Source organism: Streptomyces sp. NBC_00224 (assembly GCF_041435195.1).
Classification (GTDB): Bacteria; Actinomycetota; Actinomycetes; order Streptomycetales; family Streptomycetaceae; genus Streptomyces.
Genome location: NZ_CP108106.1, coordinates 3851400 through 3873861, shown reverse-complemented (window position 1 = coordinate 3873861; position 22462 = coordinate 3851400). Strand labels below are relative to the sequence as shown.

The following is a 22462-nucleotide window of genomic DNA, read 5'->3' as shown; positions in this document are numbered from 1 at the left end:
AAGGTCGGTATCAGGACATGCTCACGTACGACGACGTGGTGAATGCGCCGCTCGACAAGTTGAAGACGGCGGTGGATGACTGGTCGGACATGGTCTCCAGGCTCAAGTCTCTTGCTGAAGAGGCCCGTAAAGGGATGAAGGCGCATGCCGATGCGGCTGACTGGGCCGGGGTGAATGCGGGTGTGACCAGGCAGTTCATTGGCAAGACGGCGAAGGAGTTCGAGGACGCGGCGGCGGAGGCGAGGGGGATCCACGCGGTCCTGGCCGATGGGTATGCGGCGTTCAAGCGGGTGAAGGACGAGTTGCAGAAGATCGTTGATGGTTCGGAGAAGTCCGGCATCGTCGTCGATGCGCACGGCAAGGTCACCGCCCGCTACTCCCTCTCCGGCGACTACACCGCCCGCCACGAACCGGACTTCTCCCTTGAACTGAAGAAGCAGAACGACAACCTCGCGGAGTGGCAGCGGCGGATCGAGGCACTGGTCGACGAGTGCGGCGACGCCGATGAGGCGCTGCAGCGGGCGCTGGCGGCGAACGTCACGGATGCCAATAACTTCACCGCGCCCCGGTTCTCCAGCCTGGACGCGGAGGAGGCGCAGCGGGCTCTCGACCTCGCCGCCAAGGGGCGGGCCATCACCCACACCGAACTCCAGAAGCTCAACGAGCTGTTGCGGGACAATCACGGGTCGGCGGAGTTCGCCACGACGTTCTACGCGAAGCTGGGGCCGAAGGGCGCGCTGGAGTTCTTCGGGAAATTGTCGACCGATACGTACGACTATGCGAAGGTCGACAAGGAGCGGCTCAAGGACGTCCAGGAGCTGCAGAAGAACCTCGGGCTCAATCTGGCCACCGCGACCGATCCCGACAACAAGTGGCATCTGCCGGACAGTTGGGGCGGCGAGCTGCGGAAGCTCGGCACCGAGCGCATTTCGCTCGGGAAGTACGACCCCAATCCGCCGTACGGGTACCAGTTGCTCGGCGGGATCATGCGGTACGGGAACTACGACCCCAAGTTCCTCAATCCGATCGCCGAGCATGTGGTTCAGCTACATCAGAAGAACCCGTACCTGTTCGCCGACACGAAGCCGGTCGGGGGCTGGCAGAAGAATCCGTTCAACCCGTCCGGGGTGAACGGTTCCGGCTACGACCCGGTGACGTCCATGCTGGAGGCGCTCGGCCACAGCCCGGAGGCGTCGAAGCAGTTCTTCTCGGCCGATCCGACCGCGTACAACGAGGACGGGACGGTGGGGAGCGGGGCGGCGGATTTGGGCAAGGACAAGTCCGATCCGATTGATAATTACCTGGACTATTTCGGCAAGGAAGGGTACAAGTCCTTCCCTGACATCGACGGTCATGATCCGGGTGATGCCAAGAAGTCCGCGGCCTATACGACGGATGCGTTCGGGCATGCGTTGGAGGCGGCGACGCTCGGGCATGCTTGGGACGACCCTCGCCCGGAGCTGCGCCGGGACGAGACGTCGGTCGGGATCATGACCGATGTCGTCTCGAAGTACGGGGAAGACACGAAACTGCTCAAACATCAGGAAGCGTTGGCCGACAGTCTGGGAAATATGGCTGCCGGGTACGTCGACGACATCAACTGGGCGCTTGAGAGCAATGAAAGTCAAAGCGTGTTCGCGCCCCACAGGGAGCCCGATGCTCACGCCCAGTTCGATCAATTGCCGGCCCGGAAGTTCTTGAGCGCGCTTGGGCAGCACCCGGATGCGTACGCCGCCGTCTCGACCGCCGAACGGCTGTACACCACCAGCGTGTTGGAGGCCCAAGTAGGAGTGGACGGCAAGATCGACCACGGTGCGGCGCGCGCTGCGGTCGGCACAGGCGCCGAGGTCCAGGGCATGCTCGACCAGTCGCGGGCGGATCAGGTCGAGGCGGAAGGAAACAAGAAGTACGAGGAGTACGAGAAGGCGCACGCGAAGCGCTCCGCCTGGGTCGAATTCGGCACGACCTCAGCGATTGCCGCAGGTGTCGCCTTCCTGCCGGCGTCCGCTGCGGCGGCGGGAGCCGCTGCGATCGTCGTTCCGCTCGCCGTTGACACGGGCCACGGTGCGCTGGAACAGCTTGCTGGGCAGGTCGTCGGCGACTGGTCGGACAAGTCGGCCGAGAGTCGCAAGGAAAAGATCGAAGGTGAAATCAGGGACAATAAGACCTTGATTTACAGAGGAGGGGAAGTCAGTGCACAGGCGCCGCTGATTCACTTCCGGCGGCAGCATGGCATCGACTTGAATGATGACTTCTCGCGCGATTTGAAAGACGCCTTCGATCTCGGTTACGGGAGAGGGAACGACAGGGAGAACCAGCAGGGTAACGACCCCGAGACTGGTTGATCGAGCGGGAAGGGAAGGCTTGTGCGCGGGCGGAAGAGCGTCTGGATAGCGGGAGCGCCATTGATTCTCGGTGCCGTGCTATCGGCGTGTGGCGGAGGCGGTGATGAAGACAAGCCTCTTGCCGCGTCGCGCGTCTGTGACGGCTTGTTCTCGGAACGCGTGGGGGCAGATTCCTTGCAGAAGCTGACCGGGACGAGCCTTTTTGTTAATACGTCTGCGGATGATCTCTCGAAAGCAGCGAAGTTCCTGGAGGACGAGCATCGGAAACGTGTGAACTGGTCGCGCACCAGCTCCACTCTCTGTGTGATCGCCGGAGAAGAGAGGCGGGGGAGCTTCCATGTTCAGTTCGACGTCTACGCCCCTTGGGACGTGACGGACAAGCAGCATCCGATGGATTCTCAGCTGTATCGACTGGGGAAGAAGGCATGGGCGAAGGCGGGCGAGTCATCCTTGTACTTCGAGTGCGTGAGCCCGGAGTCGGGTGCGTCTCGGAGCCGGCCTGTTCGGGTCCATGGCCGGGTGGCGGCCCACAGCAACAGGAAGACGCCGAATACGCGGGAGTTCCGGGAGGCGTCCCTAAGGGTGCTGCACGCCGCTTCGCTCAAGCTCGCCAAGAAGATGGAGTGCGAGAACTCCGGTGGGTTGCCGGATCCGTTGGTCCTGCAGCCGGTTGCATGAGGCTTTGAACGGCCAGAGCGGGCGCCCCCATGTCGTGGGGCGCCCGCTCTCGGGGTTTGGAGGCCGTGACCGGAATCGAACCGGCGTAACTCGCTTTGCAGGCGAGCCCCTCAGCCACTCGGGCACACGGCCGTGTGCTGGCTTCTTTGAACGTAGGGGGTGGGGGAGGAGTGGGGAAGGGGAGCTTGGGGGCTGCAATGGGACTGCCATGTTGCGTTCATGTGGGGTGGGCGGGGTGGGGGTGGGGCCTGGGGCGTACGACCAAATGCTGAGGTGGGGGACCGTCTCTGGACAGGGGTCAAAGGGGTTCTTGGCCCTTACTGTGGGCTCATGAGCGCCCTGGAGTCCGCCGACGCGGATGTCACCTCGTCCGCCTCCACCATCGACCTTCCCGCCGCACCCGGCGGAACCGGCGAACCCGGCGGAACCGTCGGCATTCTTGGTAAGTCACATCGCGCTCTCAGCATCGGCACCATCGCCGTCGTCCTCCTCATCGCCTTCGAGGCGACCGCCGTCGGGACTGCCATGCCGGTCGCGGCGCGGGAGCTCGACGGGGTGTCGCTGTACGCGTTCGCCTTCTCCTCGTACTTCACGACCAGCCTGTTCGGGATGGTCGTCGCCGGGCAGTGGGCGGACCGGCGGGGGCCGCTGGGGGCGCTCGCGGTGGGGATAGCGGCGTTCGGGGCGGGGCTGCTGCTGTCCGGGACGGCGGTGAACATGTGGATGTTCATCGCCGGGCGGGCCGTGCAGGGGCTCGGGGGCGGGCTGGTCATCGTGGCGCTGTACGTCGTGGTCGGGCGCGCCTACCCGGAGCCGATGCGGCCCGCGATCATGGCGGCCTTCGCGGCGAGCTGGGTGGTGCCGTCGGTGGTCGGGCCGCTGGCGGCGGGCAGTGTCACCGAGCACCTCGGGTGGCGGTGGGTGTTCGTCGGGATTCCTGCCCTTGTCGTTTTTCCACTGGCGCTTGCCCTGCCTGCCATACGGCGTATGGCTTCCGGGCCCGCCGACCCGGACGCGCCCGTCGAGGCGTTCGACCGGCGGCAGATCCGGCTGGCGTTGATGATCTCGCTGGGGGCAGGGCTCCTCCAGTACGCCGGGCAGGACCTGCGGTGGCTGTCGCTGGTGCCGGCCGTGGCGGGCGGCGCGCTGCTGGTGCCCGCCGTCGCGGGGCGGCGGGCGCTGCTGCCGCGCGGGACGTACCGGGCGGTGCGGGGGCTGCCGTCCGTGGTGCTGCTGCGGGGGATCGCGGCGGGGTCGTTCATCGCGGCGGAGTCCTTCGTACCGCTGATGCTGGTGACGCAGCGGGGGCTGTCGCCGACGATGGCCGGGTTCTCGCTGGCGGCGGGCGGGGCGACGTGGGCGCTCGGGTCGTACGTGCAGGCCCGGCCGTGGGCCGAGCCGTACCGGGAGCGGCTGATGGTGGTGGGGATGCTCATGGTCGCGGCGGCCATCGCTGCGGCGCCCAGCGTGCTGATCTCCTGGGTGCCGGTGTGGGTGGTGGCGGTCGCCTGGGGCGTGGGGTGCTTCGGGATGGGGATGGTCATCGCCTCCACGAGCGTGCTGCTGCTGAAGCTTTCGGCGCCGGAGGAGGCGGGGGCGAACTCGGCGGCCCTCCAGATCTCGGACGGGCTGTCGAACGTGCTGCTGCTCGCGGGGGGCGGGGCGGCGTTCGCGGCGCTGGGGGGCGGGTCTGTGGGGGCCGCGCACGACGCGGTGGAGGCAGCCGGGTCGTCCGGGCACCCGGGGGCGTTCGCGGCGGTGTTCCTGCCGATGGCGGGGGTCGCGGTGGTGGGGGCCTGGGTGGGCGTGCGGCTGCGCGAACGGTGAGGTCCGGCCTCGCCCCACCCCCTGTGAACCCGCTCACCCCTCACCCCCACCCGCCCCGCCGACCCGGATTCGCCCCCGCCCCACCGGTAAGGTGGCCCGGTTGTCGTACGTACGTGAGCGTGGGCGTCCCGTCCGTCGCCGCGCATACGCGTTGCCCGCCGCACCCGACCGCACGAACCCGGAGACCGTGACTACTACCGCCTCCCACCACCTCTCACCCGCCTTTCCCGGGCGTGCCCCCTGGGGTACGGCCAACAAGCTGCGTGCCTGGCAGCAGGGGGCGCTGGAGAGGTACGTCCAGGAGCAGCCGCGTGACTTCCTCGCCGTCGCCACGCCCGGCGCCGGCAAGACGACGTTCGCGCTGACGCTCGCCTCGTGGCTGCTGCACCACCACGTCGTGCAGCAGATCACCGTCGTCGCGCCGACCGAGCACCTGAAGAAGCAGTGGGCCGAGGCGGCGGCGCGGATAGGCATCCGGCTGGATCCCGACTACAGCGCGGGGCCGTTGAGCAAGGACTACCACGGGGTCGCCGTGACGTACGCCGGTGTCGGCGTGCGGCCCATGCTCCACCGCAACCGGTGCGAGCAGCGCAAGACCCTCGTCATCCTCGATGAGATTCACCACGCGGGTGACTCGAAGTCCTGGGGTGAGGCCTGTCTTGAGGCCTTCGATCCCGCCACGCGGCGCCTCGCCCTCACCGGCACCCCCTTCCGGTCCGACACCAATCCCATTCCCTTCGTCACGTACGAGGAAGGCAACGACGGGATTCGGCGGTCCTCCGCCGATTACACCTACGGGTACGGCAACGCCCTCGGCGACGGCGTCGTGCGGCCCGTCATCTTCCTCTCGTACAGCGGCAACATGCGCTGGCGCACCAAGGCCGGGGACGAGATCGAGGCGCGGCTCGGCGAGCCCCTCACCAAGGACGCCATCTCGCAGGCCTGGCGCACCGCGCTCGACCCGCGCGGCGACTGGATGCCGAACGTGCTGCGCGCCGCCGACCAGCGGCTGACCGAGGTCCGCAAGGGCATCCCGGACGCCGGTGCGCTCGTCATCGCCACCGACCAGGACTCGGCCCGCGCCTACGCCAAGCTCATCCGGGAGATCACCGGCAACAAGGCCACCGTCGTTCTTTCCGATGACACGGGTGCCTCGAAGAAGATCGACGAGTTCAGCGCGAGCAACGATCGGTGGATGGTCGCCGTTCGGATGGTGTCCGAGGGCGTCGACGTTCCCCGGCTCGCCGTCGGCGTGTACGCCACCACCATCTCCACGCCCCTCTTCTTCGCCCAGGCCGTCGGCCGTTTCGTACGGTCGCGGCGGCGCGGCGAGACCGCCTCCGTGTTCGTGCCGACCATCCCGACCCTGCTGAGCTTCGCCTCCGAGATGGAGGTCGAGCGCGACCACGTGCTCGACAAGCCCAAGAAGGGCGGCGAGGAGGACCCGTACGCCGAGGAGGACAAGCTCCTCGCCGAGGCCGAGAAGCAGCAGGACGAGGACACGGGCGACCAGGACATGCTGCCTTTCGAGGCCCTGGAGTCCGACGCCGTCTTCGACCGGGTGCTGTACGACGGCGCCGAGTTCGGGATGCAGGCGCACCCGGGGAGCGAGGAGGAGCAGGACTACCTCGGTATCCCGGGGCTCCTCGAACCCGACCAGGTGCAGCTGCTGCTCCAGAAGCGGCAGGCCCGGCAGATCGCGCACAGCCGGCAGAAGCCCGCCGAGCAGGCCGACCTCCTGGAGATGCCCGCCGAGCGGCGGCCCGTCGTCTCCCACAAGGAGCTCCTGGAGCTGCGCAAGCAGCTGAACACGATGGTCGGCGCGTACGTCCACCAGAGCGGGAAGCCGCACGGGGTCATCCACACCGAGCTGCGGCGGGTGTGCGGTGGACCGCCGAGTGCCGAGGCGACCGCCGGGCAGCTCCGGGAGCGGATCAAGAAGGTGCAGGAGTGGGCCACGCGGATGAAGTGAGTCCGCCCGCCCGGTAACCGCCTGTTTGTGTACGGGAGTTGGCTGCCCCCATGCCGTCGGCGGGGCCCGGGTGCGACGCCGGGCCCCGCCCTCTCCCGTGGGGACGGGATCGGGTGGCGAGGGCCGGCCCCCACGGACGTCCCTCGCACAACGCAACAGTAATGGGAAGGCAAAGTCGCCCGCGGCGACGAAGGTCCCGGGCACCCTGGACTTAGGTCCTGAACCAGGAGCAATGCCCCGGGTCGTCAACGTGCGCGCCCGGATTCTGGACGAGGGCTTCCGCTGAGCGGGACCGATCGCTACTGTCCCGCCATGCAAAACGCCCCGTGGCAGCGCCGCCGCGGAGCGCAGCCGGTGCCATGGCCTGCCGGCGGCCTCTGTGCGCGTCGCCGATGGGACCGGTGCCGCGATCCCGTGGGGAGCCGCCGCGACTCACCATAAGGAGTGGGCGTCGTGACCGCGGAGACCTCTCAGACGCTCGACCGGGGACTGCGTGTCCTCAAGCTGCTCGCCGACACCGACCACGGCCTGACCGTCACCGAGTTGTCCAACAAACTCGGGGTCAACCGGACGGTGGTCTACCGTCTGCTGGCCACACTGGAACAGCACGCTCTCGTACGACGTGATCTGGGCGGCCGCGCCCGGGTCGGCCTCGGCGTGCTGCGCCTCGGCCGGCAGGTCCATCCCCTCGTACGGGAGGCGGCCCTGCCCGCACTGCGTTCGCTCGCCGAGGACATCGGGGCGACCGCGCACCTCACGCTGGTCGACGGGGCCGACGCGCTCGCCGTCGCCGTCGTCGAGCCGACGTGGACCGACTATCACGTGGCCTACCGGGCCGGGTTCCGCCACGCGCTCGACCGGGGCGCGGCGGGTCGCGCCATCCTCTCCGCCCGCCAGGCCGGCGGCCTCGTGGACCCCGGCTTCACCCTCACCCACGGCGAGCTGGAGGCCGGGGCGAGCGGTGCGGCCGCTCCGCTGGTCGGGATCACGGGGATAGAGGGGAGCGTGGGCGTGGTGATGCTCGCGGACGCCGTGCCGGAGCGGGTCGGCCCGAGGGTGGTGGACGCGGCGCGGGAGGTCGCGGACGCGCTGCGGTGAGCTGACCGGCTGGCGCGCGGGGCCACGGTCCGCAGCCGAACGCGGGGCCCGGAGCGGAGCCCCGGTGAGCAGCCGACCGCGCCCCGATACATTGGGTCCGTGCACTCCCGTCACTCACGCCTCCGCAACCTCGCCATCGGCTCCGCCCCCGTCGTCGCGCTGCTCGCCGTCGTCGGCTTCGCGCCGCTGCCGTTCTCGGTGGCGCAGCCGGGGCTGACCGCGAACGTGCTCGGGGACGACAAGGGCAGCCCGGTGATCACCATCGAGGGCAGGCCCGCCCGGCACACCACCGGGCAGCTGCGGATGACGACCATCGAGGCGACCGGGCCGTCCGCCGACGTCGGGATCGCGGACGTGGTGCGCGCCTGGTTCCGTACCGACCAGGCCGTCATGCCCCGCGACTCGGTCTACCCGAGCGGCGGCAGCGACAAGGAGATCACCGAGCACAACCGGGCCGAGATGAAGGAGTCGCAGGACAGCGCCACCGCGGCCGCCCTGAACTACCTCCACCTCGGTCCGCACCAGGCCAAGGTCACCCTCAACCTGGCCGACGTCGGCGGGCCCAGCGCCGGGCTGCTCTTCTCCCTCGGCATCGTCGACAAGCTCGACGGCAACGGCTCCGGCGGCGAGCTCACCGGCGGCCGTACGATCGCCGGTACGGGCACGATCGACGCGGACGGCAGCGTCGGCGCGGTCGGCGGCGTCTCGCTCAAGACGCGGGCGGCCCGGCGGGACGGCGCGACCGTGTTCCTCGTGCCGAAGGCCGAGTGCTCGGACGCCCGCGCCGAGCTGCCGCACGGGCTGCGGCTGATCCCCGTCACGACCCTGTCGGGCGCGGTGTCGGCCCTGAAGGCCCTGGACAAGGGCGGCGACGTACCGAGCTGTTAGCCGCTGACGGTCGTCGCGGCGCGTTTCGACTCGGTTCCCCGCTGCGGGAGTTGGGCCGCGTCCATCGTCCGCCACGCCGGGAACACCAGAGGGCTCAGCGTGGTCGCCAGATACACCGCGCCCACCACCAGCAGCGCGCCCCGCGCCCCCGCGCCGTCCACCAGCAGGCCCGCGCCGAGGCCACCGAGCGGCATCGCCAGCTCGCACCCGGCCGTGAGCGCCCCGGACACCCGGCTGCGCAGCTCCTGCGGGACACGTTCGTACGTCACCGTCGTCAGGATCGGGTTGAGCATGCCGCCCGCGAGGCCGCCGAGCGCCATCGTGGCGGCGAGCGGCAGCGCCGAGCCGGTCAGCGCCGCGACCACGAAGCGCGGCGCGCCCGCCAGGACGAAGGCGGTGGTGAACACCGCGCGCCGGGGGAACCGGTGGCCCACCGCGCCGTACAGCAGCGCGCCGAACAGTCCGCCCGCGCCGAACGAGGCGGTCAGCAGGCCGAGTTGGGTGGCGCCGCCCAGCTCGCGCTCGGCGTGCACGGGCAGCAGGACGGCGTTCCAGCCCTGGTCGAGGCCGTTGGTGACCATGACCATCACGCTGACCGCGAGCAGCAGCCGGGCGCGCAGCAGGAAGGCGTACGTCTCGCGGAGTTCGGCCCGGTAGGTGGCGAGGGAGACCGGCGCCGCGTCCCGTACCGGCTCGGCCGCGCGGATACCGCGTATGCCGAGGGCGGCGAGGAGCGCGGACGCGGCGAACGTCGCCGCGTCCAGGAGCAGTACGGACTCCGCGCCGACCAGCGCGATCAGCAGTCCGGCGAGCGCGGCGCCCGCCATCCTGGCGCCGCGCTGGACGGCGTCGAAGAGGCTGGCCGCGCGGGTCAGGGTCGTACCGGCGCGCTCGGCGAGATCGGGGACCAGGACGTAGCGGGCGGTCCGGCCTGGGGTGACGGCCAGCCCTTCGAGCGCCATCAGCGCACACAGCAGCCAGAAGTGGAGCGCGCCGGCGAAGTGCAGCAGCGGGATGGCCCCGACGGCGAGCGCGCAGACCAGGTCGGAGCCGACGCTCACCCGCCGCCGGCCGAGGCGGTCGATGACCGGGCCCCCGATCAGCGCGGCCACCACGATCGGCAGGGTGGCACAGAAGGCCACCACCCCGGCCCGCCCGGCGCTCCCGGTGGTCTCCAGAACGAACCACGGGACGCCGATCATGGTCAGCGAACTGCCCGCGGTGGAAACGGTGTTGGCCGTCAGGACGGCGGCCAGTGGAGTGCGTGTACGTATCTGTGTGCTCTGCCCCCCGTCGTCTTTCATGCGATACGGGTGCGGTGGCGCGTGGGGGGCTGGGCGAGGCGGGTGCCCAACTCGACCAGTCGCAGGCCGACTTGGGTGCGTATGCGGCGACGATCACGCGGTATGAGTGCGTAGTCGGCCGCCTCCTCGCGGAGTTCGGTGGCGCGGGCTTCGTGCAGGGTGAGGTGCGTGGAGGGCAGCATGTGCGTGATCCCTTCGCTGCTCGTGGTGCGGGGCTCGTGATTCGGGTCAGTGGCTCTTGCGCGGGAAGGCGTGCAGGTGGACGCGGACCTGGGCGGTGTCCTCGTCCTCGGCGTGGGCGAGGTCGCGGTAGGTCTCGATGAGCTCGTGCGTCTTCTCGTTGAGCTCGCGCAGCTGCTCGGCGGTGAGGCGGAGCGTGAAGTCGCTCATGTCCGAGCTGGTGGACCACTCGTCGGGCCAGTCGCTCGCGGTGCCCAGCCAGGTGGAGAGCTCCTGGGTGTGGATGGTCGCGATCTCGTGCATGAACAGGTTGACGGCGCCGCGCACCTCGGGGTCGGGGTCGTGGTGCAGCTCCTCGGTGAAGCTGGTGCCGTCGTGGGTGGCCCGCCACCAGCGCTCGCGGCCCTTGCCGTGCTCGGGCGCGTCCTCGACGAAGCCGTGCGCGGCGAGCTGGCGCAGGTGGTAGCTGGTGGCGCCGCTGGACTCGCCGAGCCGTTCGCCCAGCTGGGAGGCGGTGGCCGGGCCGTCGTGCCGCAGCGCCGCCAGCAGGCGGATCCGCAGGGGGTGGGCCAGGCCTCGCAGGGAGCGCGCGTCGAGCGTGCGCTCGCGGGGCTCGCTCTTCGGGGCTTCGGGGTTCTCGGATTCGGGCTTCGAGGCTTCGGGCTTCGGGTCGTCGTGCTCGCTCATGACGCAACCGTAGACGTGCAAAGAACTAGTTGCAAGCCTTTCTTTGCATCAACCTCTTTGCAAGAGGTTCTTTGTAACCCGGGACCCCTCACCCCTTCCGAATGAACCCCTGCTCCACCAGCCACTCCTTCGCCACGTCGTGCGGATCGCGGCCCTCCACGTCCACCCGGGCGTTGAGGTCCTGCGCGACCTCCGTCGTCAGCTTCGCGCTCACCGGGTTCAACAGGGCGGCGATCGCCGGGTACTTGGCGAACGTAGAGGCGTGCAGCTCCGGGGCCGCGTTGTAGTTGGGGAAGAAGTGCCGGTCGTCGGTCAGGACGTCCAGGTCCATCGCCTTGATCCGGCCGTCCGTCGTGAAGACCTCGCCCAGCAGGCAGGAGCTGGACTTGGACACCTGGGTGTAGATGATCCCGGCGTCCATCTTCTGGATCCTGGAGGCGGGGATCGACATCCCGTACGCCTTCTCCATGCCCGGCAGCCCGTCGTTCCGGGACGCGAACTCGTTCTCCACGCACACCGAGACCGCCGACGGGTCCTTCTTCGTCAGCGCGGCCACCTCCGAGAGCGTCCTGAGCTTGTACTTCGCGTTGTTCCGCTTGCTGATGGCGAGCGCGTACGTGTTGTTGAGCGTCGACTGGGGCAGCCAGGTCACCCCGTTCCGCACGTCCGCGTCCCGCACCGCCCGCCACTGCGCCTGCGGGTCGGTGATGGGCTTGCTGTGGCCGAGGTAGGTGATCCACGCCGTGCCGGTGTACTCGTACATCGCGTCCGCGTCGCCCTTGACGATCGCCTCGCGCGCGCTGATCGAGCCCGGCAGATTGGTGCGGTCGACGACATCGGCGCCGGCCGCCTTGAAGACCAGACCGGCCATCTGGCCGAGGATGATGTTCTCGCTGAAGTTCTTCGAAGTGACCGTCAGGGAGGCCCCCTTGAGGGGGCGGCCCTGGCCCACCGAGCCCGGCCGGACGTCGTCCACCATCGGCGAGCCGCTCGTGAGGCCGCAGCCGGAGAGCGGGAGCGACAGCAGGACGAGGGCGCCCGCCGCCCGCGCCCACCCCGCCGTCCACCTCGTACGTACGCGACGCATCACCCCACCTCCAGTCCGCGCGGGGTCAGCGCCACCTCGGCCAGCGAGGCCAGCCAGTCCACCAGCAGGGCGAGCGCGACCGTCAGGACCGACCCGAGGACCAGGACCGGCATGCGCTGGGTCTGGATCCCGGAGGTGATCAGGTCGCCGAGCCCGCCACCGCCGCCGAACGTGGCCAGCGTGGCCGTGCCGACGTTCAGGACGAGCGCCGTGCGCACGCCCGCGAGGATCAGCGGGACCGCGAGCGGCAGTTCGACCTTGCCCAGGGTGCCGAGCGCCGACATGCCGATGCCGCGCGAGGCCTCCACCAGCTGCGGGTCGATCGCCTTCAGGCCCGCGACCGTGTTGGAGAGCACCGGGAGGACCGCGTAGATCACCATGCCGATGACCGCCGTGGAGGGGCCGATGCCCAGCCAGATCACCAGCAGGGCGAGCAGCCCGATCGCCGGCGTCGCCTGGCCGATGTTGGCGACCGCCGTGACCAGGGGGGCGGCCCGGCTCAGCCCGCGCCGGGTCAGTGCGATGCCCAGCGGGATCGCCACGAGCAGCACCCAGAAGGTGGAGACGGCGGTGAGCTTCACGTGCTGCCAGAGCCGGAGCTGCACATTGCCGTTGTCGAGGGAGTTCTTCGCGATCGAGTCCAGCTGGACGTTGGTGATCCAGACGAAGGCGATCAGCAGGACCACCGCGACCACCGCGGGCAGCAGCACCAGCTTCTGCCAGGTGATCCGGCGCCTCGGCGGCGCGGGCGCCGGGGCGGGTTCCGCCTCGTCGTCGCGGAAGACGTGGCCGCCGGCCTCGTGCTCGCCCGGCGGGCGCCCGGGTGCGGTGCTCATCCGTCCGCACCGCCGTCCGAACCCTCCAGCTCCTGCTCGGTCAGATGGTGGCGGGTCTCCTCCAGGTCGTGCTGGTGCTCGACGGCGGCCAGCCGGTCGGCCTCCAGGAGCTCGTGGACGGAGTTCAGCAGGGTCTCCATGTCGACGACGCCGATGTACTCGCCGCGCCGCCCGGTCACCGCGACCCGGCCGCCGGAGTCGATGAGCACCGCCTCCAGGGCGTCGTGCAGGGTCGCGTCCCGGGTCACCGTGTCGTGCACCAGCTGCCCGGCCCGCGCCAGCGACCCCTTGGCCCGCATCAGGTCGCCGCGCCGCAGCCATTTGTACGGGCGCCCGCGCCGGTCCAGCATCAGGAGCTCGTTGTGCGGGCCGCTGCGCAGCTTGTTGAAGATCGACTGGAGCGGGTCGTCGACGGTGACCGTCGGCACGTCGGCCATCTCCACGTCCCGTACGCGCGTCAGGTTCAGCCGCTTCAGCGCCGCGCCCGCCCCCACGAACCCGGACACGAAGTCGTCGGCCGGGTTGGTGAGGATCGCCTCCGGGGTGTCGAACTGAGCGATGTGCGAACGCTCGCGCAGCACCGCGATCCGGTCGCCCAGCTTGATCGCCTCGTCGAAGTCGTGGGTGACGAACACGATGGTCTTGTGCAGCTCGTGCTGGAGCCGGATGAGCTCGTCCTGGAGGTGGTCGCGGGTGATCGGGTCGACCGCGCCGAACGGCTCGTCCATCAGCAGCACCGGCGGATCCGCCGCCAACGCCCGTGCCACACCGACCCGTTGCTGCTGTCCGCCGGAGAGCTGGCGGGGGTAGCGGCCGTGGAACTCGCGCGGATCGAGCCCGACCAGGTCGAGCATCTCCTCCACCCGGTCCTTCACCTTCGACTTGGACCAGCCGACCATCTTCGGTACGAGCGCGATGTTCTCGGCGACCGTCATGTGCGGGAAGAGCCCGGACGACTGGATCGCGTACCCGACCTTGCGGCGCAGCTTCACCGGGTCGATGTCGGTGACGTCCTCGTCGTTGATCCGGATGCGACCGGATGACGGTTCGATCAACCGGTTGATCATCTTGAGCGTGGTCGACTTCCCGCACCCGGAGGGCCCCACGAAGATCACGGTCTCGCCCGCCTTGATCTCCATGCTGACGTTGTCCACGGCCGGGCCGGGGTTGCCCGGATAGCGTTTGGTCAGGTTCTCCAGCTCGATGGAGGCGCCGGAGGTGGCGGCGGCCCGGGTCTCGGTGGTGGCGTCGGACGGCTCAGGCACGGATCCCCCTGGGAATGGTCAGTCGGCCGATCAGGACGTACGCGGCGTCGAAGAGCAGGGCGAGGACGACGATCCCGAGGGTGCCCGCGAGCACCTGGTTGATCGCGTTGGCGCTGCCGAGCGAGGCGATACCGCGGAAGATCTCGTTGCCGAGCCCCGGGCCGGAGGCGTACGCGGCGATCGCGGCGATGCCCATCAGCATCTGCGTCGACACCCGGATCCCGGTGAGGATCGGCGGCCACGCCAGCGGCAGCTCGACCCGGAGCAGCCGGGCCGGGCGCGACATCCCGATGCCCTTGGCCGCGTCCACGAGCGAAGGATCGACTCCGCGCAGACCGACGATCGCGTTGCGGACGATCGGCAGCAGCCCGTACAGCGTCAGCGTGATGACGGTGGGCGCGACCCCGAGCCCCACCAGCGGGATCAGCAGACCGATCAGGGCGAGGGAGGGGATGGTGAGGACCATCGACGTGGAGGTGACGGCCAGCGCGCCCGCCCAGCCGCTGCGGTACGTGAGGACGCCGATCAGGACGCCGAGGACGGTCGCGATCACCATGCACTGGAAGACCGCGCTGGCGTGCTGGAAGGCGTCAGTGAGCAGCTGCTGATGCCGGCTGGACAGATAGCTCCAGAAGCTCACACCACACCACCTCACTCAGCCTCTGACAGAGTCCTCCGCGGCCTGCTCCACCAGCGGGATGATCCGCAGCGGAACGGGGTTCTCCATGACGATCGCCGTGGAGGCCCGGACGATGCCATCAAAACCGACGACCCGGTCGATCACCCGCTGGAGATCGGCGTTGGAGCGGGCCACCAGGCGGCAGAGCATGTCGCCGTGCCCGGTGGTGGTGTGCAGCTCCAGGACCTCGGGCACGGTGGCCAAGTGCGCCCGTACGTCGGCGCCCTGGCCCTGTTTGATCTCCAGGGTCGCGAAGGCGGTCACCGGGTACCCGAGCGCCGCCGGGTCGACGTCCGGGCCGAATCCCCGGATGACTCCATTCGACTGAAGCCGGTCGAGCCGGGCCTGGACGGTGCCGCGCGCCACGCCGAGCCGACGGGACGCCTCAAGGACCCCGATACGCGGCTCCCGCGCCAGGAGCACGATGAGTCGCCCGTCCAGATGATCGATCGCCATGAGCCACTCCGGATGGTCACGATGTACAGAAAGGGGGTGAAGCCTGCCCAGCGACTGAGCAGATTGCACACTCCAAACACAAACTATTGCGCACCTTGCAGGACGGGGGGAGCCTGCCGCTATGACTGAGACCATCGATCACACGCCCGACACCGCACGGCAGGCCGACCCCTTCCCGGTGAAGGGAATGGACGCGGTCGTCTTCGCCGTGGGCAACGCCAAGCAGGCCGCCCACTACTACTCGACCGCCTTCGGCATGAAGCTCGTCGCGTACTCCGGACCGGAGAACGGCAGCCGCGAGACCGCCTCGTACGTCCTGACCAACGGCTCCGCCCGTTTCGTGTTCACCTCCGTCATCAAGGCGTCCACCGACCACGGCCGCTTCCTGAGCGACCACGTGGCCGAGCACGGGGACGGCGTCGTCGACCTCGCCATCGAAGTGCCGGACGCGCGCGCGGCGTACAAGTACGCCACCGAGCACGGCGCGACCGGCCTGGCCGAGCCGTACGAGCTGAAGGACGAGCACGGCACGGTCGTCCTCGCGGCGATCGCCACGTACGGCAAGACCCGCCACACCCTGGTCGACCGGTCCGGCTACACCGGCCCGTACCTGCCCGGCTTCGTCGCCGCCGACCCGATGGTCGAGCCGCCGGCCAAGCGCACGTTCCAGGCGATCGACCACTGCGTGGGCAACGTCGAGCTCGGCAAGATGAACGAGTGGGTGGCGTTCTACAACAACGTCATGGGCTTCACGAACATGAAGGAGTTCGTGGGCGACGACATCGCGACCGAGTACAGCGCGCTGATGTCGAAGGTGGTCGCGGACGGCACGCTGAAGGTGAAGTTCCCGATCAACGAACCGGCCATCGCCAAGAAGAAGTCGCAGATCGACGAGTACCTGGAGTTCTACGGGGGCGCGGGCGTCCAGCACATCGCGCTCGCCACGAACGACATCGTCTCGACGGTACGGGCGATGCGCGCCGCGGGCGTGGCGTTCCTGGACACGCCGGACTCGTACTACGACACCCTCGGCGAGTGGGCGGGCGAGACCCGGGTGCCCGTCGAGACCCTGCGCGAGCTGAAGATCCTCGTGGACCGGGACGAGGACGGCTACCTCCTCCAGATCTTCACCAAGCCGGTGCAGGACCGGCCGACGGTCTTCTTCGAGATGATCGAGCGCCACGGCTCGATGGGCTTCGGCAAGGGCAACTTCAAGGCGCTCTTCGAGGCGATCGAGCGGGAGCAGGAGAAGCGGGGCAATCTGTGACCTGCAACTGGCCGTGCGAATACGGTAGTTGAGTTACGGTCGAACCCTGCGGCCCCCACGGACCTGACCCGTGGGGGCCGCGGTATTTTCCCGGACGGGGGCCGCAGTTTGTCTGCGGGTGGGTGGGGGCTGGCCGGTGGCCGGTTGCGTGTTCGCCTGCGGGTTCGGTGGGGGCTGAGCGCGCAGTTCCCCGCGCCCCTTAGGCATCTCCAGCCCCTCGGGCGTGCGAGGTGCGGGCCCCTTTTAGGGGCGCGGGGAACTGCGCGACCAGCCACAGTCGGCCCGCAGGCGAACGGAGACCCGGGGCGGAGCCCCGAAGCGGGGTGCAGGGGCCGCAGGCCCCGCAGAGGGGGTCCGGGGGCGTAGCCCCCGGGAAACCACCTCCACCCCCACCCACCCCCGGAGGGTTAAGGGAACGGGCGGGGTGGGGGGATTCACTGCTTGCGCTTGGGCGGCTTCGAGCCCGACCCCGTCGGCTTCTGGGTGGCCGACCCCGTCGACGGGGACCCCGCCGAGCCGGAAGCCCCCGACCCCGACCCCGCCCCCGGCGGATCCGGCACGTACCCGTACACATCCTTCGGCCCCCCCTCCGGCAGCTCCCCCAACCCCTCCAACCCCTCCCGAGCCTTCGGCGCAAGCAGCGGCGAGAAGGAAGGATTCGTCCGCAGCGCCTCCTCCAGATCGCGCCGCGCCGGACCGGACTGCCCGAGCTCCCGCTCCAGCACCCCCCGGTGATAGGAGAACAGGGCGCTCCGCCCCCCCTTCTCCGCCGCCTTCTTCGCGAACGCGAGCCCCTCCTCCGACTCCCCGGCCCGGTACAGCGCCCACCCCAGCGCATCCGCCACGGCCGCGCTCGGCGCGCGCCGCCACTCCGCGCGCAGCCGCTCCACCGCCGACTCCGGCGCCCCGTGGTCCGCCTCGAAGCGGCCGAGGACGAGCGCGTCGCTCACCCCGTGCCCGTCGTCCGAGGCGGCCCGTGCGCGCAGCCGCGCGTACTGGGCGCGAGCGTCCGCCCCGAGCCCCAGCGACTCGTACAACTCGCCCAGTTCCAACAGGTACTCGGGACGCGGCTGACGCGCGACCGCCGCCGCGTAGTCGTGGCGAGCCGCCCCCGTACGGCCCAGCGCCAGCTCGGCCCGCGCCTTCCCGGCCAGCGCCGCGTGCCCGCCCGGATCCGTGCGCAGCGCCGCCGAGTGCTGTGCGAGGGCCTCCGCCGGCTCGCCCCGGTCCCACGCCAGGTCGCCCAACTGCCGCAGGCAGTCCGCCTTCTGGACCGGCGTCGTGGCGTACGCGGCCGCCTCGGTCAGCGTCACCGCCGCGTCCTCGCGCCAGCCCCGTTCCCGGTACACCGCCCCCGACGCGGCGAGCGCCACCGAGCCGCCGCGCAGATCGAGCAGCTGCTCCACCGACTTGCTCGCGCCCTTGAGGTCACCCAGACCCCCGTACGCGTCGATCAGCACCGGATACACCGTCCAGCGCTTGGGCTCGCGCCGCCGGACCTCCTCGGCCAGCGTCCGAGCGGCCCCGTAGTCGTGGCGCGCGTTGGCGAGCGCCGCGAGGCCGATCTGCGCGTCCGCGTTGCCCCGCGCGGCCGGTCGGACCGCCAGCGAGCGGCGCAGGGCCCACTCGGCGCGCGGATAGTACGAGGAGTCCGCCGCCCGCAGCCCGCGCCCCAGATAGGCGGAGCCGAGCACCGCCCAGGAGGCGTCGTCCGAGGGGTGCGTGCGCACCCACGCCCGCCGGTCCGCGATCAGCGCGGTCAGATCGGCGGCCGCCGCGGGCGCCCCGGCCCCGACGGCCGTCAGCGCCCGCGCGACCGGTCCCGGCGCGGGCGGCGGCGCGTCGTGGCCGCCGCCGATCCGGGTCTGCGGCAGGACCACGAGGACCCCGGCGGTCAGCAGCGCGGCCACCGCCGCGCCGATCATCGTGCGGCGCGCGGTGCGGGCGGGCGGCGGCCCGGCGGGCTCCAGCGGCCTCGGCCGGGACGGCGGCGGCAGCGTCAGGGTCTGCCGGTGCGGCGGCCATTCGTGTTCGGTCTCCATGGCGATCACTGTGCGTCCATACGAAGAGCACATCCCGCCCGCGCCCGCCGGGCCGCGCAGGGTTCACACCGATGGCCCCGGGTGCCACGCTGGGATCATGAACGATGGAGCCGAGCCCGTCGCCACGCCCGCCCCCGAGCCGGGCGCCCTCCTCGAACGGCTGCGCGCGGGCCTGCCCGCCGACGCGCTGATCACCGACCCGGACGTCACCGCCTCCTACGCCCACGACATGGCGAGCTTCTGCGCCGCCGGGGCCCCGGCCGTGGTCGTCCTGCCGCGTACGGTCGAGCAGGTCCAGCACGTGATGCGCACCGCCACCGAGCTGCGCGTCCCGGTGGTGCCGCAAGGCGCCCGCACCGGCCTTTCGGGCGGCGCCAACGCGACCGAGGGATGCGTCGTGCTGTCCCTGGTCAGGATGGACCGCATCCTGGAGATCAGCCCGGTCGACCGGGTCGCGGTCGTCGAGCCCGGTGTCGTCAACGCCGTGCTCTCCCGGAAAGTCATGGAACACGGGCTCTACTACCCGCCGGATCCGTCCAGTTGGGAGCAGTGCACCATCGGCGGCAACATCGGCACCGCGTCCGGCGGGCTGTGCTGTGTGAAGTACGGGGTGACCGCCGAGTACGTCCTGGGCCTCGACGTGGTCCTCGCCGACGGCCGCCTCCTGGAGACCGGCCGGCGCACCGCCAAGGGCGTCGCCGGATACGACCTGACCCGGCTCTTCGTCGGCTCCGAGGGCAGCCTCGGCATCGTGGTGAAGGCCGTGCTCGCGCTCAGGCCCGCACCGCCCGAGCAGCTGGTGCTCGCCGCCGAGTTCCCCTCGGTGGCCGCCGCCTGCGACGCGGTCTGCGCGATCATGGAGCGCGGCCACACCCCGTCGCTGCTCGAACTCATGGACCGTACGACCGTACGGGCCGTCAACCGCATGGCGAACATGGGTCTGCCGGACAGCACCGAGGCGCTGCTGCTCGCCGCCTTCGACACCCCCGACCCCGCCGCCGACCTGGCCGCCGTGGGGGAGCTGTGCACCGCCGCGGGAGCCGTCGAGGTGGTTCCGGCCGAGTCGGCTGCCGAGTCCGAACTGCTGCTCCAGGCAAGGCGGTTGGCGCTCACGGCGCTGGAGACCATCAAGTCGGCCACGATGATCGACGACGTCTGCGTCCCGCGCTCCCGGCTCGCCGCGATGCTGGAGGGGACCACGGCGATCGCCGTCAAGTACGACCTGACCATCGGCGTCTGCGCGCACGCCGGGGACGGCAACACCCACCCGGTCGTCTGCTTCGACGCCGCCGACGAGGACGAGTCGCGGCGGGCCCGGGAGTCCTTCGACGAGATCATGGCGCTCGGTCTGGAGTTGGGCGGCACCATCACCGGCGAGCACGGCGTGGGCGTGCTGAAGAAGGAGTGGCTGGCCCGCGAACTCGGCCCGGTGGGCGTGGAGATGCAGCGCGCGGTCAAGCGCACCTTCGACCCGCTGGGGCTGCTGAACCCCGGCAAGCTGTTCTGAACAACCGTTACTCCTGTGCCCTGTACGCCTGTTTCCTCTCCCGTCACGCACCCTCCTCCGGCCGGGACTCGTCCGAGGGCCACGGGTCGTTCAGATACAGCTCCTCGGCGCGGCTGCGGCCGGTCGCGCGGCCGGTCGTGGGCGCGAGCAGCTCGGCGAGGCCGTCGTCGATGCCGAGCTGCTCGGTCTCAGAACCCGGAGGGACCACCCGCAGAGTCCGCTCCAGCCACGCCGACACCTGGGCGGACGGCGCCTCCAGGAGCGCGTCGCCGTCCGGCGAGCTGAGCGCCATCAGGATCACGCTGCGCCCGTCCACCTTGGTGGGCCAGATCCGGACGTCGCCGTGACCGCACGGCCGGAACACCCCCTCGACGAGCAGCTCACGGGCGAACGTCCAGTTGACGGGGTGATCGGTGCCGATGTGGAAGGTGATGTGCACGGCGTACGGGTCGTCCGTGCGATAGGTCAGCCGGGCCGGGACCGGGATGCTGCGCTCGGGCGACAGCACGAGTTTGAGCTCCAGCTCGCGTTCCACCACGGTGTGCATGACAGTGCCTTTCCTCTCCGCGTACGAGCCCGGGATCGGGCCGCACCAGGAGAGAGCGGGCTGCGGCGCCGCTATGACGCGACTTCCGGAAAATTTTTCCGGCGGCCCGGGAAATGGCCCGCACGGGGGTTCCCGCCCCGGTCCCCGGGCGGGTGGGGCACGCCTCCACGTTGACCGGATAGTGGTCGGTACCGACGGACCCGCCCGGTGGCGGTCGCCCGTCTGGTAGATGTGGACCCTTGTATTGACGAGGCCCACGAGCAGATACGGGACCGTGATGAGCGCCCCCACCCCGGCAACCGGCGACGGAACCCCCTTCGCAGGCTTCTATCCAGATCCGTCCATCCCCGGATATGTCCGGTACTGGAACGGCGCCGCCTGGGTGCCCGGTACGAGCCGGCCCGCCCCGGCCGAGGGCGAAGCCATGCCCGTGCCGCCGGCCGGTGCGGCCCCGGCGGCGCCCGCCCTCGCCTCGGCCCCGCCGATGCCGATGCCCGCGCCCGCCGTGGAGGAGACGGGCCCCGTCTTCCTCGACGAGCCCGACCCCGTCCCCCTCCACGGCAGCCGCCCCGACCCGGCCCCGGCCTGGCAGGCCGACGCCTCCCACCAGTCGGGCTTCGGCGACGACGCGGCGCGGCGGATCTCGTGGGGGCAGCCGGGGGACCCGGCGCCGGGGCAGGTGCCCCAGCCGCTTCCGGCGCAGCCGGAGACCGGGCGGCCGCAGCCGCTTCCACTGCCCGCCGGACCGGCGTCCCAGCGGGCCGGGGCGGCCGTGCCGTTGCCCGCCGACCCGGCCCCCGTTCCGCAGGGCCAGGGGCGCGCCCAGGCCCCGTCGGGCGCGCCGGTGCCGGTGCAGTCGCTGCCCGCGCAGCCGTTGCCGGGCCGGCAGTGGCCCGGGGACCCGCGCGTCGGGGGCGACCCGCGGGTGGCCGACCCGCGCCGGGCCGAGCCGCAGGGCGCCCCGGCGGCCGTCCGGCCCGCGCCCGCCCGGGCCGCGCTGCCCTCGGCGCCGGTCGCCCCGCAGCAGCCCGCCCCCGTACAGCAACAGCAGGCCGCCGCGCCGCCCTCCGTGCCGCAGCAGGCCGCCCCGCCCTCCTCGCCCGTCACCACCGGGTCCGGCGGGGGCTCCGCGTCCTGGGCGCAGCAGGTGCACCAGCTGGCGCGGCCCGAGGAGCCCTCGGGTCCCGGAGAGCCCGTGGTGCCGTGGAAGCCGCCCGTGGAGGACCCGTTCCTGCGGGCCGCGCGGGCGCAGGCCGCGGCCCGGCCCGCCGGTCTCGGGCGGCGGCTCGCCGCCCGGCTGGTGGACACCGTGGTGCTCGGCGGGGCCGTCGCCGGGCTCGCCGTGCCGCTCTGGATCAAGGGCGCGGACCACATCCAGGAGAAGATCGACGCCGCCAAGCTGTCCGGCGAGACGGTGACGGTGTACCTCCTGGACGCGACCACCGCCGGCTATCTCGCGATCGTGCTCGGCGCCTTCCTGCTCCTCGGCCTGCTCTACGAGGCGCTGCCCACCGCCAAGTGGGGCCGCACGCTGGGCAAGCGGCTGCTGCGGGTCCAGGTGCGCGACCTGGAGTCGCACGAGCCGCCGGCCTTCGGCGCGGCCCTGCGCCGCTGGCTGGTCTACGGCGTCCTCGGCGTCCTCGCCGTCGGCGTGGTCAACGTCGTGTGGTGCCTGTTCGACCGCCCGTGGCGCCAGTGCTGGCACGACAAGGCGGCCCGCACCTTCGTCGCGGGCACCTGACGCCGGGGCCGGGCGGCGGCCGTACCCCGAACGGGCCCCGTGCCGTTGCGGGGCCC

At 71.0% G+C, this 22462-nt stretch carries 19 protein-coding genes and 1 tRNA gene; 9 read left to right on the top strand and 11 right to left on the bottom strand.

What is annotated here, in order from left to right; all coding sequences use genetic code 11:
* Positions 1-17: 17 nt before the first annotated feature.
* Both OG965_RS17310 and OG965_RS17305 read left to right on the top strand, forming a co-directional pair.
* Positions 18-2345 (top strand): hypothetical protein, encoded by a 2328-nt coding sequence (locus OG965_RS17310; RefSeq protein WP_371652976.1) that lies wholly within the window; start codon positions 18-20, stop codon positions 2343-2345.
* 60 nt (positions 2346-2405) lie between these two features.
* Positions 2406-3023, top strand: coding sequence for a hypothetical protein (locus tag OG965_RS17305; protein ID WP_371652975.1), 618 nt, complete (start codon positions 2406-2408; stop codon positions 3021-3023).
* Between the two features lie 57 nt (positions 3024-3080).
* Here OG965_RS17305 and OG965_RS17300 read toward each other — a convergent pair.
* Positions 3081-3155, bottom strand: a tRNA-Cys gene (locus OG965_RS17300).
* Positions 3156-3353: 198 nt separating this feature from the next.
* Between OG965_RS17300 and OG965_RS17295 the strand changes: the two genes are divergently transcribed.
* The 4 genes from OG965_RS17295 to OG965_RS17280 all read left to right on the top strand — a co-directional run bounded on the left by OG965_RS17295 (position 3354) and on the right by OG965_RS17280 (position 8808).
* Positions 3354-4850 carry an MFS transporter gene (locus OG965_RS17295; protein WP_371652974.1) on the top strand — a complete coding sequence of 499 codons (1497 nt, stop codon included), beginning with the start codon at positions 3354-3356 and terminating at the stop codon, positions 4848-4850.
* Between the two features lie 187 nt (positions 4851-5037).
* A complete protein-coding gene (locus tag OG965_RS17290; RefSeq protein WP_371652973.1) occupies positions 5038-6822 on the top strand; it encodes a DEAD/DEAH box helicase in 1785 nt (594 codons plus the stop codon).
* Between the two features lie 453 nt (positions 6823-7275).
* The gene (locus OG965_RS17285; RefSeq protein WP_371652972.1) at positions 7276-7920 is read left to right on the top strand and encodes an IclR family transcriptional regulator; all 645 of its coding nucleotides are present in this window, start codon (positions 7276-7278) and stop codon (positions 7918-7920) included.
* A 99-nt stretch (positions 7921-8019) separates the two neighbouring features.
* Positions 8020-8808 (top strand): PDZ domain-containing protein, encoded by a 789-nt coding sequence (locus OG965_RS17280; RefSeq protein ID WP_371652971.1) that lies wholly within the window; start codon positions 8020-8022, stop codon positions 8806-8808.
* Here OG965_RS17280 and OG965_RS17275 read toward each other — a convergent pair.
* The 8 genes from OG965_RS17275 to OG965_RS17240 form a co-directional block, all read right to left on the bottom strand.
* Complete coding sequence (locus tag OG965_RS17275) at positions 8805-10112, bottom strand: MFS transporter (RefSeq protein WP_371652970.1); 1308 nt, start codon at positions 10110-10112, stop codon at positions 8805-8807. The two genes, OG965_RS17280 and OG965_RS17275, sit on opposite strands and share 4 nt — an antisense overlap.
* Complete coding sequence (locus tag OG965_RS17270; RefSeq protein WP_371652969.1) at positions 10109-10294, bottom strand: hypothetical protein; 186 nt, start codon at positions 10292-10294, stop codon at positions 10109-10111. The genes OG965_RS17275 and OG965_RS17270 overlap by 4 nt, the downstream gene beginning before the upstream one ends.
* Before the next feature lie 46 nt (positions 10295-10340).
* Positions 10341-10979 carry an ArsR/SmtB family transcription factor gene (locus OG965_RS17265; protein WP_371652968.1) on the bottom strand — a complete coding sequence of 213 codons (639 nt, stop codon included), beginning with the start codon at positions 10977-10979 and terminating at the stop codon, positions 10341-10343.
* Positions 10980-11067: 88 nt separating this feature from the next.
* Complete coding sequence (locus OG965_RS17260) at positions 11068-12066, bottom strand: glycine betaine ABC transporter substrate-binding protein (protein WP_371652967.1); 999 nt, start codon at positions 12064-12066, stop codon at positions 11068-11070.
* Complete coding sequence (locus OG965_RS17255; RefSeq protein WP_371652966.1) at positions 12066-12902, bottom strand: ABC transporter permease; 837 nt, start codon at positions 12900-12902, stop codon at positions 12066-12068. Before OG965_RS17255 ends, OG965_RS17260 begins: the two co-directional genes overlap by 1 nt.
* A complete protein-coding gene (locus OG965_RS17250) occupies positions 12899-14167 on the bottom strand; it encodes a betaine/proline/choline family ABC transporter ATP-binding protein (protein ID WP_371652965.1) in 1269 nt (422 codons plus the stop codon). Before OG965_RS17250 ends, OG965_RS17255 begins: the two co-directional genes overlap by 4 nt.
* Entirely contained in the window at positions 14160-14807 is a 648-nt protein-coding gene (locus OG965_RS17245) for an ABC transporter permease (protein ID WP_371652964.1), read from the bottom strand. The genes OG965_RS17250 and OG965_RS17245 overlap by 8 nt, the downstream gene beginning before the upstream one ends.
* Positions 14808-14822: 15 nt before the next feature.
* Positions 14823-15302: an Lrp/AsnC family transcriptional regulator gene (locus OG965_RS17240; protein ID WP_283143301.1), complete on the bottom strand. Its 480-nt coding sequence runs from the start codon at positions 15300-15302 to the stop codon at positions 14823-14825.
* Between the two features lie 121 nt (positions 15303-15423).
* Between OG965_RS17240 and hppD the strand changes: the two genes are divergently transcribed.
* Complete coding sequence (gene hppD / locus OG965_RS17235; RefSeq protein WP_371652963.1) at positions 15424-16569, top strand: 4-hydroxyphenylpyruvate dioxygenase; 1146 nt, start codon at positions 15424-15426, stop codon at positions 16567-16569.
* A gap of 434 nt (positions 16570-17003) precedes the next feature.
* Here the strand turns inward: hppD and OG965_RS17230 are convergent, their stop codons facing one another.
* On the bottom strand, positions 17004-18611 hold the full coding sequence (locus OG965_RS17230; RefSeq protein ID WP_371652962.1) for a tetratricopeptide repeat protein: 1608 nt from the start codon (positions 18609-18611) through the stop codon (positions 17004-17006).
* Between the two features lie 97 nt (positions 18612-18708).
* Here OG965_RS17230 and OG965_RS17225 point away from each other — a divergent pair, with 97 nt between their 5' ends.
* Positions 18709-20118 (top strand): FAD-binding oxidoreductase, encoded by a 1410-nt coding sequence (locus tag OG965_RS17225; protein ID WP_371652961.1) that lies wholly within the window; start codon positions 18709-18711, stop codon positions 20116-20118.
* A gap of 43 nt (positions 20119-20161) precedes the next feature.
* Here the strand turns inward: OG965_RS17225 and OG965_RS17220 are convergent, their stop codons facing one another.
* On the bottom strand, positions 20162-20665 hold the full coding sequence (locus OG965_RS17220) for an SsgA family sporulation/cell division regulator (protein WP_371652960.1): 504 nt from the start codon (positions 20663-20665) through the stop codon (positions 20162-20164).
* A gap of 277 nt (positions 20666-20942) precedes the next feature.
* On the opposite strand from OG965_RS17220, the gene OG965_RS17215 reads away from it, so the two are divergent.
* On the top strand, positions 20943-22406 hold the full coding sequence (locus OG965_RS17215) for an RDD family protein (RefSeq protein WP_371652959.1): 1464 nt from the start codon (positions 20943-20945) through the stop codon (positions 22404-22406).
* Positions 22407-22462: the final 56 nt, after the last annotated feature.